The 12,153-nt window shown below is 42.4% G+C and carries 13 protein-coding genes; 6 read left to right on the top strand and 7 right to left on the bottom strand.

Going from position 1 to position 12,153, the window contains the following annotated elements:
• Positions 1–211 precede the first annotated feature (211 nt).
• The 3 genes from AC59IL_RS24170 to AC59IL_RS24160 all read right to left on the bottom strand — a co-directional run bounded on the left by AC59IL_RS24170 (position 212) and on the right by AC59IL_RS24160 (position 2,920).
• Entirely contained in the window at positions 212–1,084 is an 873-nt protein-coding gene (locus tag AC59IL_RS24170) for a DMT family transporter (protein ID WP_496554774.1), read from the bottom strand.
• Positions 1,085–1,270: 186 nt separating this feature from the next.
• Positions 1,271–2,074, bottom strand: a complete 804-nt coding sequence (locus AC59IL_RS24165; protein WP_496554773.1) for a polyprenol monophosphomannose synthase — start codon at positions 2,072–2,074, stop codon at positions 1,271–1,273.
• Between the two features lie 78 nt (positions 2,075–2,152).
• Positions 2,153–2,920 carry an exonuclease domain-containing protein gene (locus tag AC59IL_RS24160; RefSeq protein WP_496554772.1) on the bottom strand — a complete coding sequence of 256 codons (768 nt, stop codon included), beginning with the start codon at positions 2,918–2,920 and terminating at the stop codon, positions 2,153–2,155.
• Positions 2,921–3,466: 546 nt separating this feature from the next.
• Here AC59IL_RS24160 and AC59IL_RS24155 point away from each other — a divergent pair.
• Entirely contained in the window at positions 3,467–3,589 is a 123-nt protein-coding gene (locus tag AC59IL_RS24155) for a hypothetical protein (RefSeq protein WP_496554771.1), read from the top strand.
• Positions 3,590–3,867: 278 nt separating this feature from the next.
• On the opposite strand, the gene AC59IL_RS24150 is transcribed toward AC59IL_RS24155, so the two are convergent.
• Positions 3,868–4,071 (bottom strand): hypothetical protein, encoded by a 204-nt coding sequence (locus AC59IL_RS24150; RefSeq protein ID WP_496554770.1) that lies wholly within the window; start codon positions 4,069–4,071, stop codon positions 3,868–3,870.
• Between the two features lie 209 nt (positions 4,072–4,280).
• Here AC59IL_RS24150 and AC59IL_RS24145 point away from each other — a divergent pair, with 209 nt between their 5' ends.
• A complete protein-coding gene (locus AC59IL_RS24145; protein WP_496554769.1) occupies positions 4,281–4,853 on the top strand; it encodes an RNA polymerase sigma factor in 573 nt (190 codons plus the stop codon).
• On the top strand, positions 4,853–5,959 hold the full coding sequence (locus tag AC59IL_RS24140) for a S1 family peptidase (RefSeq protein ID WP_496554874.1): 1,107 nt from the start codon (positions 4,853–4,855) through the stop codon (positions 5,957–5,959). Before AC59IL_RS24145 ends, AC59IL_RS24140 begins: the two co-directional genes overlap by 1 nt.
• Before the next feature lie 195 nt (positions 5,960–6,154).
• On the opposite strand, the gene AC59IL_RS24135 is transcribed toward AC59IL_RS24140, so the two are convergent.
• The gene (locus AC59IL_RS24135; protein ID WP_496554768.1) at positions 6,155–7,054 is read right to left on the bottom strand and encodes a nucleotidyltransferase family protein; all 900 of its coding nucleotides are present in this window, start codon (positions 7,052–7,054) and stop codon (positions 6,155–6,157) included.
• A gap of 70 nt (positions 7,055–7,124) precedes the next feature.
• On the opposite strand from AC59IL_RS24135, the gene AC59IL_RS24130 reads away from it, so the two are divergent.
• The gene (locus AC59IL_RS24130; protein ID WP_496554767.1) at positions 7,125–8,057 is read left to right on the top strand and encodes a 1-aminocyclopropane-1-carboxylate deaminase/D-cysteine desulfhydrase; all 933 of its coding nucleotides are present in this window, start codon (positions 7,125–7,127) and stop codon (positions 8,055–8,057) included.
• Between the two features lie 78 nt (positions 8,058–8,135).
• Positions 8,136–9,029 carry a hypothetical protein gene (locus tag AC59IL_RS24125; RefSeq protein WP_496554766.1) on the top strand — a complete coding sequence of 298 codons (894 nt, stop codon included), beginning with the start codon at positions 8,136–8,138 and terminating at the stop codon, positions 9,027–9,029.
• 123 nt (positions 9,030–9,152) lie between these two features.
• Here the strand turns inward: AC59IL_RS24125 and lipB are convergent, their stop codons facing one another.
• Positions 9,153–9,932 carry a lipoyl(octanoyl) transferase LipB gene (gene lipB / locus AC59IL_RS24120; RefSeq protein ID WP_496554765.1) on the bottom strand — a complete coding sequence of 260 codons (780 nt, stop codon included), beginning with the start codon at positions 9,930–9,932 and terminating at the stop codon, positions 9,153–9,155.
• Between the two features lie 67 nt (positions 9,933–9,999).
• Here lipB and AC59IL_RS24115 point away from each other — a divergent pair, with 67 nt between their 5' ends.
• A complete protein-coding gene (locus AC59IL_RS24115; protein WP_496554764.1) occupies positions 10,000–11,067 on the top strand; it encodes an RluA family pseudouridine synthase in 1,068 nt (355 codons plus the stop codon).
• 101 nt (positions 11,068–11,168) lie between these two features.
• Here AC59IL_RS24115 and AC59IL_RS24110 read toward each other — a convergent pair whose 3' ends face one another.
• Positions 11,169–12,152: a hypothetical protein gene (locus AC59IL_RS24110; protein WP_496554763.1), complete on the bottom strand. Its 984-nt coding sequence runs from the start codon at positions 12,150–12,152 to the stop codon at positions 11,169–11,171.
• Position 12,153: the final 1 nt, after the last annotated feature.

Raw genomic sequence — 12,153 nt, 5'->3', positions numbered from 1 at the left:
CTATTTACCGGTTTAAGCTCTACACGTGCAATATGACAGAGGGTATACCTATTTCTTTGTGAGGGTAAAGTAACAGGCGATTGGCGGGTAAAAGAACAATATGAAGTAAGAAGATGTTGAGTGGTTAACAGGTTGACAAAGTTGATAAGTTAACAGGAAACTGAGCGTATTGCCGGTTTACCTTTGCCGTTTGCCTTTGCCGTTTCACGTTTCACGTTTTCCGGCTCTTATACACCATCCAGGTTTGTACAAAAACCGAAAGAACAATCAACAGCAGTCCTATATAAAATGTGGCCGACAGTAGTTTGTCTTCCCTGTATACAACAAATGCCAGTGCAATGCCATACAGGGGTTCAAGATTGTAGGTGAGATTTACCGTAAAAGCCGATATTTTTTTCAGTGCATTCATCGATAAATTAAATGCCAGCACAGTGCAAAACCAGCTTAACACCAGCAACCATCCGGTATCATTTAAGGTGGGTATAATATGATCGTGCGGAAAATATTGCAGATAAAAAGGCAGCAGAACGGTCAAAAACAAAAAACCACCGCTTAGCTGGTAAATGGTTACAGTTTCCGGTGCATATTGCTGCACCAGCAGGCGGTTACATATGGGAAACAAACTGGCCAGTAGCGCCGAAATAATGCCAATGATAATACCTGTTTTATACTGGGGATCAAAATGAAATATAAGCGATATGCCGGCTATCACCAGCAGGCCCAGCAGCAATTCGATTTTATCGAAAGGTTTGCGCACAATCAGCGGTTCCAGTATCGATGTAAAAAAACCGATTGCTGAAAAACATACCAGCGCTACCGATACATTGGCATATTTTATACTTCCGTAAAACGTTACCCAGTGTAAGGCTACCAAAGCCCCTACCCCGGCAATTTGTAATATGCCCTTAGCTGAAATGCGTTTTACATTTTGCTTAAAAAAGAACAGCACCCATAAGGTAATTACTGTGATCAATAAACGATACCACACCAGCAGCGCTTCGTTTAAGGTGATGAGGCGGCCGAGGATACCGGTGAAACCAGCTAAAAAAACAGCAGTATGTAATTGTATAAATGCTTTACGCATATTTTAAGTCGGAAAGTCAGTATAGTCCGAAAGTCAGGAAGACCGAAAGTCCGCAAGACAAAGCTCTTTCGCTAAAATAAGTTTCTTTTGCCGGCAAGCCTGTGTTTAGGAAAATAAAAAATCCGAAAGAAGCTACTGTTAAGGCAACTATCTTTCGGACTTCCGGACTTTTCGGTCTTCCGGACTCTATTTAGACTTAGCAAATACTTTTTCGCTTTGTTTGGCTACGGAGGAATAGTCGGCTGAACCGGTATTTTTAACCCTGTTGCGATAGTCTTTAAACAAACTATACCAGCGCAACTTCAATACGCCCCAGATACCTTCCTTTACAATTCCCTTATGCATTTTTGATACGCCGAACTTGCGGTCTTCAAAAATAATGGGCACTTCTTTGATCTTAAAGCCGAGCTTCCAGGAAGCAAATTTCATTTCAATCTGGAAGGCATACCCCAAAAACTGAATCTGGTCGAGATTTAAAGCTTCCAGCACTTCTCTTTTATAACAAACAAAGCCGGCTGTAGTATCTTTAACCGGCATCCAGGTAATTAATCGGGTGTATAACGAGCCGCCTTTCGAGAGCCAAATCCGGTCTTTAGGCCAGTTAACGGTGCCGCCTCCTTTCACATAACGCGATCCAATGGCCACATCGGCGCCGCCGGTTGAGCAGGCTTCGTATAAACGCTGCAGGTCTTTGGGATTATGCGAAAAATCGGCGTCCATTTCAAAAATAAACCGGTAGCCTCTTTTCAATGCCCACTTGAAACCGTGAATGTACGCGGTGCCCAGTCCGAGCTTTCCCTTCCGTTCTTCGAGGAACAGTTTACCTTCATATTGCACCTGCCTTTCTTTTACAAGGCCGGCAGTATTATCAGGTGAACCATCATCAATAATAAGGAGGTGAAAATTGTCATATTGAGCAAAAATTATATCAATTATATGCCCAATATTTTCGCGCTCGTTATAAGTTGGTATAATGACTATGTTTTCCAAACAATTCTATTGATATTGGAATACGAAAATACAATAATTCAAATTGCACCACTACATAATTTACACATTTGCACTTAATTATCCCTTCTTTAACAGGGTGCGGTTAAAAATTTCGGTAAGTTTATGTTTGGTGTGCATGGGGAAATCGCCCTTCATCATCCAGTCATAATACTGGGGCTCAGCCCGTAACACCTCAACTACCGACCTGCCTTTATGCTTTCCGAAATTAAATATTTCAACCCCGTTTTCCATAATCATACGCCGGGCAAAATCAACTATACTGTCGTCGCCAATGCAGGTAATAATGGTTTCAACGCTGGTACCCAGCTGGGGGTATTTTTCCATTTGAGCCTGTAATATTTCCCAGGTAGCTACCGCATCGGCTTCGGCCCGATGCGCATCGTCGAGGTTTTTATTACAATAAAATTTATATGCCGCGCCGAGGGTCCGCTGCTCCATCATATGAAAAATCTTCTGCACATCTACCAGCCGGCGATGATTAAACTCAAATTCAAGTCCTACGCGTAAAAATTCCTCGGCTAACAAGGGAATATCAAACCTGTTCGAATTATATCCTGCCAGGTCGCAATTATCGAGAAATTGCTTGATTTCATTGGCCGCCTGTTTAAAGGTCGGCGCATCTTTTACCATTTCATTGGTAATGCCGTGCATTTCGCGCGAAATAACCGAAATGGGAATTTCGGGATTGAGCAATTTCCGTTTTATTTGCTTTGTGCCGTCGGGTTGAATTCTTACTATAGCGATTTCAACGATACGATCTGTGCTAAGGTTTACACCGGTTGTTTCAAGATCAATGATAGCCAGTGGTTTCTTTAACTGCAGCATTCAACAATGATGATTGATAATGGTTATTTAAAATTTAGGAGTTCAGGCCAAATTCATTACGCAATGAAAATAAACAATCAAAACGGGTATCAAGTTTAGTGCCATTCCAAATCATTTCCGGTTTACATATAATTCCTGCCAGTTTATACATATTACTTTATACCCATTATTTCGTGTGCAAATGTAAGTATATCTGCCGCATCATAAACACGAAGTCTGATGTCAGAAAAGTCCGAAATTTGAAATCGTTTAGAAAAATCGAATCACAGGTTCTTCTGACTTCCGGCTTCCGACCTCCGGCTTTGTCAATAATCGGCTAAATGTATTCAAGGCGCAACGATTACCAAAAGTTTTTTATTCACCTTCACAAATTATTTGCAGTCATAGCTTGCATAAGCGGGATTTTATTTGTTATTTTGGGCATTCTACATCCAATCCTACCGAATTTTCATTTTTTCCCTTAAGTCCGTTAACCTTTTGAATCACCTGGTGATCGTATTGCCCTTTATTTCATCAGGCAATTTTAAACTTTAAATACCACAAAAAATGAAACGGACAATCGTTATTCTGCTTATGGTTTTAATGGCAGGCGCAGCTTTAACTTCCTGCACAGCTACAAAGGGCGGATGCTATGGCACGCAGGGATATGTTGGATATGGACACCGCTAATCACTATTTTACCCCGATATTATGTACAAGGTTACCGATAAGGTAGCCTTTTTTTATGCCCGAAGTCGGAGGTCCGGGGTCTGAAGTCAGAAGATGCCGATGTTTATATACGCTCAACAGAATCGAACCGCAGGTTCTTCCGACATCAGACATCAGACTTCAAGCAAACAAAAAGCCCCGCTGTTTAACCAGCAGGGCCAAAATCTTATGGCTTATCAAAAAAAGCCATCCTGTGATCAGGACGGCCTCTAACGATTGCTTGCCATATGAAAAAAAACTTATTTTTTCTTCTTCAGGGTGTCTACTACTTTTTTAGTAGTATCTACTGTAGCAGGAGCTGTAGTATCAGCAGGAGCAGCAGCAGTTGTATCTACTGTAGTAGGTTGAGTAGCAGTAGTGTCAGCAGTTTTTTCTTCAGCGCTTCCACCATCATTACATGCTACGAATGAACCGATAGCTAAAACTAACAACAGTTTTTTCATTGTACCGTTTTTTGTTTGTTAACAAATGATTTTGAAGTTTAATACAGAAAACGGGAAAAGGTAACCCCGGTAACCTTAAAAAATTTAATTTTTTTGAAAAAAGGTCAAAATACATCCATCAGAACCAAAACTTGTGTTTTTTTGGCGTGAATTTTAAGGCCTCATTTGGGTTACTTCTCCTTAAATTGGGTATTAATTAATGTTCAAGCGTGAAAACTGATTCTACCGACGAAAAAACATTGTTAAAAGGACTGGCACAGAACGACCGGAAATCTGTTGAAACCATATATAAACAATTTTATAATATGGTTCAATCATTGATAATCAATAACAACGGATCTTCCGACGATGCAAGGGATATCTTTCAGGAAACGGTGATTGTGCTTTATGAAAAAGCCCGAAGCGGCTCCTTCGAGTTAAACTGTCAGCTAAAAACTTATGTTTACTCGGTCAGCCGGCGCCTTTGGCTCAAACGCCTTCAGCAACAGCAAAAATATTTTCCCGATGTAAATGGTTTGGAAGAAACCGTTCCCGTGGAAGATGAAATTGAAGGCCACAGTCAGCGTAATTCGGAATTTCAGATGATGGAAAAGGCTTTGTTGCACTTAGGCGAACCATGCAGAAGTTTAATAGAGGCTTTTTACCTTCAGAAAAAAAACATGACAGATATTGCCGGCCATTTTGGATACACCAACGCTGATAACGCCAAAAATCAGAAATACAAATGTCTGATGCGGCTTCGTAAATTATTCTTTGCCGAATTTAAAAACAACAACGTGTGATGCAAGATGTACAATTATTAGATGCTATTGAACGCTACCTCCGCGGCGAAATGCTTCCCGAAGAAATAGCCGCTTTTGAGCAGCTTCGGAAAAGCAATCCCGAGGTTGATGAAAAAGTAGTGGAGCACACCATGTTTTTGCAGCAGATGAACAGGTTTAGTGAGTGGAAGAATTTTAAAAACACCCTGCACGATGTTCACAACCAGTTGCTCGATGCAGGCGATATAAAGGAAGAAGCTCCAAAAGCTACAGTTTACCAACTTTGGAAGAAATATAAACGTGTAATGGCGGTAGCAGCTTCCATTGCAGGTATTACCACCGTGCTTATTGCTGGTATGACCACTTATGTTTCACAAAAGAAAAGTGACAGTAACCTGCAAAAACTTCGTATCGACCTTCGAAACGACCTTAAACAGGAAGTAGCCAAAAAAACCAACGAGGCCATTAATAAAGTACAGGCCCGGATTACCAAAGGCCCTGAAAATATACCTGCCAAATTCGGTGGAACCGGTTTCCTTGTGGATGGTAAAGGTATTATAGTTACCAATGCACACGTGGTAGCAGGCTCATCTTCAGTAGTAGTTCAAAATAATAAAGGACAGGAATTCAGAACAAGGATCATTTACTCGAATACCGAAAATGACCTGGCTTTTTTGAAAATTGAAGACGATGATTTCAGATCGATAGGCCCCCTGCCCTATGGCATTCGTAAAAGTGGCGCCGAACTGGGTGAGCCGGTATTTACATTAGGCTTCCCCCGCGAAGAAATTGTTTACAACGAAGGATACATGAGCGCCAAAACGGGTTACAAAGGCGATACGCTTTCATTCCAGATCGGTGTGGCAGCCAACCCGGGTAACTCAGGCGGACCGGTATTTAACAAAAACGGGGAAGTAATTGGCATTATCACTACCCGTCAAACACAGGCCGAAGGAGTAGTATTCGCCATTACGGCAAAAAATATCTTCCGCAGCCTCGAAGAAATCAAAAAAGATTCAAATTATCAGAATATCCGACTTACAATTAATTCTTCTGTACGTAATATCGACAGGGTACAGCAGATTAAGAAAATCGAAGATGCCGTGTTTATGGTGAAGAGCTATTAAGTCAATAAACAATTGGCAATAGACAATTGGCAATAACCAACCGCCAAATAAAAGCCCCGGATGATCATCACCCGGGGCTTTTTATTATTCAGCATTTAACTATCAATGTCTTTATTTCATTTGGCAATTTTCATTGGTGTTTTGCCAATTGCTTATTGCATATTGCCAATTGCCTATTGCCTATTGCCAATTGGCTTAACTCCACAAAGCCGGAGGATACTCCCCTGCTTTTACCAGCTGGTTCAGGTTTTCTTTTACTTCAGGCGCATCTTCTTTATACGTTACGCCAAACCATTGAGCCGATGTAGGTATTACTTTAATAACGCCTTCTTTGTCGTTGATAAAACGGTCGGCCACAATAGGAATAAAGAACTCAGATTTTATGTTTGAAATATTCGCTGCCAGAAACTCATTGAATAATTTTTCCGAATAGCTGAATATTGAGGTCGAAAAACACCAGAAGTTCATAGAAACCTGCGAATTGATGTCTAATTCTTTGGGTTGCTGGTTGTCGTCGCAAAGAATATGTCCATCAACTTTTGAGATATTCAAACGCTCGGCAATAGCCACCAGGTCGCCATTTCCGTTTGCCTTACAAACGCCTCTGTTCACCGTACCGTTGTCGGATAAAGTTTTCAGCAGTTCGTAACCGATAATTGAATAAGTTTTATCGTTAACATCTTTGGTAAGAAATTTATAGGCCTTTTCAAAAGCATCACGGCCATAAAAATCGTCGGCATTGATTACAGCAAACGGCTCATTGATATTACTTTTGGCGCACAATACGGCATGGGCAGTTCCCCAGGGTTTTGTACGATCGGCAGGAACCTGAAAACCATCGGTAAATGCATGTAAATCCTGGTATACATAATCCAGTTCAACTTTATCTTTCAGCCGCGGTTCAAAAATGGCTTTAAAATCATCTGCAAAATCTTTGCGGATGATAAATACTACTTTTTTAAACCCGGCACGAATTGCATCGTAAATTGAATAGTCCATAATAGTTTCACCACCGGGGCCAAAAGACTGGATTTGTTTCATACTGCCATAGCGGGAAGCCATGCCTGCTGCCAATATCAAAAGAGTTGGTTCCATTTAACTGTATTTTTTTAAAATGAGCCACGAAATTAAAAAAATATGTGGTGAAAATAACTGATAACTGTCAATGATACCATTTGAAATATATAATCAACCGATTGATTTATCAAAAGCAGTAATACAATCACTGCACGATGAACTGCTTAACGAACGGCAGTTAATGATAGATGTGTTGCGGCTCGATCGTATTCATCCCGTAATATCGGGCAACAAATGGTTCAAACTAAAATACCATTTGCAGCAGGTGGTACGGCAAAACAAAAAAGGCATTGTTACCTTCGGCGGCGGATGGTCAAACCACCTCGTGGCTACCGCCTTTGCCTGCCGCCAGGCAGGTATTGCCTGTACAGGCATCATTCGCGGCGAACAACCGGCAACGCTATCAGCCACCCTGCAAGAGGCGCAACAATACAATATGCAGTTACGGTTTGTTTCACGCAAAGCCTACGGCAACGAAGCTGAAATGGTTCAATCGCTTCAAACAGCCCACCCTGATTATTTAATAGTGCCGCAGGGCGGACAAAGCGATTACGGCGTTCAGGGCGCTGCAGAAATAGGACAATTAACGGATGCAAAAAGTTATTCACATATTGCCTGCGCAACCGGTACCGGCACTATGCTTGCAGGTTTAGTGCGCGCCGGTTTACCGCACCAGCAGGTAATTGGTGTTTGTAGTTTGAAAATACCAGCAACCGACAATAACAGCCTTAATACCTTTGTATTACCATATGCTGCCGGCCGAAAGAACTACACCATTTTCTATGATTATCATTTTGGAGGTTATGCGCGAAAAACAAATGAGCTTATTCAGTATATGAATAGCCTGTACGAAAAGCATCAGCTTCCTACCGATTTCGTGTATACCGGCAAATTATTGTTTGGTATTATGGATCGGGTAAAAACCGGTTATTTTAACAGCGGCAGTCGCATATTAATCATACATAGTGGCGGGTTACAGGGCAACCGTTCATTACCGGCAGGAACATTAACATTCCTATAGATTGTTATTTAAAACCGGTACCCCAAAACTATTATATTTGCGACGCCAAAACCTTAGTGATAAACTTAACATGGGCGCATGCGCAAACTGGCAGTACTACTCATACTAACTTGCACCTTATTTACAATAAGCAGGGCACAGGACATTCTGCCTAACTTTTCAGTTATTACCAAAGGGAATAAAAAAGTCATTGTAAGCTGGACTAACCAATACCCGGTTACCACGCAAATAAGCATTCAGCGTTCGAAAGACAGTACAAAGGGGTTTGCCACCATTTTAACAGTGCCCGATCCTACTGTTACAGAAAATGGTTTTGTTGATTCAAAGGCCCCCGATGCTAATCAGTTTTACCGTTTATTTATTGTTCAGGAAAGCGGCAAGTTTGTGTTCACCAAATCAAAACGCGCTACCTGGGATACCGTACGCATACCCGTAAGTAAACAAATGCCCGAAAATGCCAAGCGTGTAGTCATTGCAGAAAGTGTATCGCCCAAACAGGCCGAAGAAATAAAAGAAAAGATACAACCCCAGCCTGTCACTATACCCGAACCCGAAAAGTTCTTCTTTATAAAAAAACGCGATACCTTAATAGCACAGATACCTGTGAAAGAATTTAAAAAGTTCCGCGATTCGATAGTGACCAAAACAAAAGACACTATAGCCTTCAGCAGTATTGATACGATCTTATTAAAACCGTTTTCACCGAAAGAAGTTTTCAAACCATCGAAATACGTATTTACCGAGCGCGATGGCAACATCGCCATTAACGTGCCCAATGTGGTAATACACCGGTACTCCATTAAGTTTTTTGAAGATGATAATACGCCGCTTTTTGAAGTAGCCGAGGTTAAAGAAACCTCGTTGCTGATCGACAAATCGAACTTTTTACATGCCGGGTGGTTTAAGTTCGAACTGTATGAAGACGGCAAACTGAAAGAAAGGCATAAGTTTTTTGTGCCGAAAGATTTTTGAGGTGAATGGTGAGTGGTTAGTGGTGAATGGGTTGCCGTGAGTTTTATATTCTCATTAATAGCAATCACCCCGTTTCACTTTGACGTTTTAAGCAGGGCCGTTTGACCATTCACCACTGACCACTCACCACTGACCACTCACCTGCAGCTCCACATTAAACACCTTCTCAAAATTCCTTTTCACCCTTTCCTTTACCTCATTCATATCCAGTGTTTGCCCCAGCTCCTTCTGTAGTGAGGTAACTTTTTTATTCTGAATACCGCAGGGAATGATATAATCAAAATAGCTCAGATCGGTATTTACATTAAAGGCAAAGCCGTGCATGGTGATCCAGCGGCTGCAACGGATGCCCATAGCGCAGATCTTCCGTTCTTTTCCGGGAACGGAGGCATCCATCCAAACTCCGGTTTCACCGGGCGACCGCTCACCCTTCAGTCCGTAATCGGCCATGGTGGCCATGATCACCTCTTCGAGGTTGCGCAGGTATTTTCCGATATCGGTATAAAATTTCTCCAGATCAAGGATTGGATATCCTACCAGTTGTTCAATACCATGAAAAGTGATATCGCCACCCCGGTTGGTATTATAAAAACTAATGCCGCGGGCCGCCCTTTCGGCTTCACTGATCAGCACATGTTCAATGGCCCCGCTTTTACCCAACGTATATACCGGCGGATGCTCAACAAATAGCAAATAATTGGTGGTTGACAGCTCATCGATAACTTCTGGCTTCAGACTTCCGACTTCTGCCTTCTGACCTCCGGCTTCCGACTTCAGACTTCTGGCTTCCATTTTCACCCGCACATTTTCCTGCAACAGCTTTTCCTGGTAATCCCAGGCCGCCTGGTACTCAATACGCCCCAGATCGCGGAAAAACACATCCTGTTTTATACTGGTTTCCATATAAATGGCAAATGTAGCACTTTATACAACTGCTGGTTGCTTACCTTTGCCCAAACTGCTATACCCCATGACCATCAAGGATGTGAACACTTTTAACGACCAGGAAGAAAATGCAGAAGGCCCGGAGGAGTTGTACGAGCGATTTAGCTTAACAGTAGATAAAGGCCAGGAGCCCATGCGGCTCGATAAATTTTTGGTGGCCCGTATTGAAGGGGCTTCCCGCAATAAGGTGCAGCAAAGTATCGAAAGCGGCCGGGTTACCGTAAACGGAAAAACAGTTCAGGCAAACCATAAAATAAAACCGGGCGAAGATATCATTGTATACTCCGATAAGGAAATGCATGGTGAAGAGATCATCCCCGAAAAAATGTCCCTGAATATTGTTTTTGAAGACGATGACATACTCATTGTAAATAAACCTGTTGGATTGGTAGTTCACCCTGCCAGCGGCAACCCCCGCGGCACCCTCATTAACGGGGTTGCGTGGCACTTACAGCAACAAAACAGTGAAATTTCGGCCGATAACCTGCCCCGCTTTGGACTGGTACACCGTATTGATAAAAATACCAGCGGTTTAATGGTACTGGCCAAAACCGAAAAAGCGGTAACCTGCCTGGCAAAGGAGTTTTTCGACCACACCATCCACCGCCAGTACATTGCCCTTGTTTGGGGCGATGTAGCCGAAGACGCCGGAACGGTAAGAGCCCATATCGGCCGCCATCAGCGCTTTCGAAAAATCTTCGACGCCTACCCCGACGGCGAGCATGGCAAGGATGCTGTTACCCATTTTAAAGTGCTGGAGCGACTTGGTTATGTTACCATTATTCAATGTGAGCTGGAAACAGGCCGTACGCACCAGATCCGCGTACACATGAAACACATCGGCCATCCCTTATTTAACGACGAACTGTATGGCGGCGATAGAATTGTAAAAGGAACCGTTTTCAGCAAATACAAACAATTTGTAGATAACTGTTTTTCCATCTGCCCGCGGCATGCCTTACACGCCAAAACCCTTGGCTTTATTCACCCACGCAGCCGTAAAGAAGTAGTATTTAACAGCGAAATACCTAACGATATGCAGCAGTTGTTCGAAAAGTGGAGAGGCTATGTACAGACGAAGAAAATTAGTTGATTAGTTGATCAGTTTACAAGTTGAAATGTTGACGAGTTGAAAAGTTAAGCTTTTACAGGGAAAAAAACTTGTTAACCTGTAAACTTATTAACTTATCAACTTTACTCAAAATCAAACAAGGTAGCGGTGAAAATGCTTCGCTCCCGTTTTTTAAATACCACATCCCAGTTGCCATCGTAGCGTAATACTTTGGGCACCAGGTAATCGCCGAATCTGGTCATTTCAACTTCCATGCGTACGTTAAAATCGTATACGCCGGCATTATAGCTGAGGTCGTAATTACGGGCTACAATTTCCCAGGTATCGATTCGGAACCAGGTAGTCATATTGTTCACTACAATCTGATCTTTTTCACCGTCTGTTAAATCAGCGCGGGGTTTGCAGGCGAAAACATAACACATTTCGCCTTTGAAGGCATCCATATCGATGCTAAAATCGTAACGGGCGGCCACTTCATCATCGAACAACGCAATTTTATTGCCTATGAAGGGTATTCCGGGAATTTTCTTTCCCGGATTAAAGAACAGCATCTTCAGTTGTTCTTTGTGCTTTTCAAGCCCGCTTTTGCCCTGCGTGCTGAAAGCGGCATTTTTAACGATATTGGTTTCTCCGCAAACAGTATCGTGCGCAAAAAACAAACCGGCATACATACCTGCAGTATAATAGTTATACGCATGATGTTTGTTGTATATATCGCCGGTAGTGGTTTCTTCGATCACCTGTGTGTACCGGCAGCCGTTGTTTACATGCTGTTTGGTTCTGCTGTTCAAAGAGGCGCTCACATTGCCTTTTTTGTTGAGTATGCGAATATCGTTCAGCGAAGTATAACCAAGTACTTTCAGGTTGCGAAAGGCTTTGTAAAAGGTAGTATCGTTTTTTATCCGCTCAATAAAAGCGGCCACGTTCAGGTTGTTGCGAACAACCACTTCTTTCAGGGTAATGGTTTTCTTTTCAACGTTTACCAACGAGTCCTGAGCATGCAGAAGACAGGAAGAAAGGAGAAGAAAAATAGTTACAACAAAGGTGAACCACCCGCCGGCCGGCAGATGACTCACCTTTGTTTGGCGGATAGCCTGCCGCCTCATC

It is taken from the genome of Niastella sp. sgz303648 (assembly GCF_059587045.1).
Note: the sequence above shows the minus strand (reverse complement) of the source record. Positions and strands in the feature narration are given on the sequence as shown.

Bases quoted from the DNA above. Each gene is read 5' to 3' on its own strand.
- AC59IL_RS24160 (WP_496554772.1), bottom strand. From the start codon at position 2,920: ATGCTGCAGTTAAAGAAACCACTGGCTATCATTGATCTTGAAACAACC.
- AC59IL_RS24135 (WP_496554768.1), bottom strand. From the start codon at position 7,054: ATGGAACCAACTCTTTTGATATTGGCAGCAGGCATGGCTTCCCGCTAT.
- AC59IL_RS24155 (WP_496554771.1), top strand. From the start codon at position 3,467: ATGAAACGGACAATCGTTATTCTGCTTATGGTTTTAATGGCAGGCGCA.
- AC59IL_RS24140 (WP_496554874.1), top strand. From the start codon at position 4,853: ATGCAAGATGTACAATTATTAGATGCTATTGAACGCTACCTCCGCGGC.
- AC59IL_RS24170 (WP_496554774.1), bottom strand. From the start codon at position 1,084: ATGCGTAAAGCATTTATACAATTACATACTGCTGTTTTTTTAGCTGGT.
- lipB (WP_496554765.1), bottom strand. From the start codon at position 9,932: ATGGAAACCAGTATAAAACAGGATGTGTTTTTCCGCGATCTGGGGCGT.
- AC59IL_RS24130 (WP_496554767.1), top strand. From the start codon at position 7,125: ATGATACCATTTGAAATATATAATCAACCGATTGATTTATCAAAAGCA.
- AC59IL_RS24150 (WP_496554770.1), bottom strand. From the start codon at position 4,071: ATGAAAAAACTGTTGTTAGTTTTAGCTATCGGTTCATTCGTAGCATGT.
- AC59IL_RS24115 (WP_496554764.1), top strand. From the start codon at position 10,000: ATGACCATCAAGGATGTGAACACTTTTAACGACCAGGAAGAAAATGCA.
- AC59IL_RS24125 (WP_496554766.1), top strand. From the start codon at position 8,136: ATGCGCAAACTGGCAGTACTACTCATACTAACTTGCACCTTATTTACA.
- AC59IL_RS24110 (WP_496554763.1), bottom strand. From the start codon at position 12,152: ATGAGGCGGCAGGCTATCCGCCAAACAAAGGTGAGTCATCTGCCGGCC.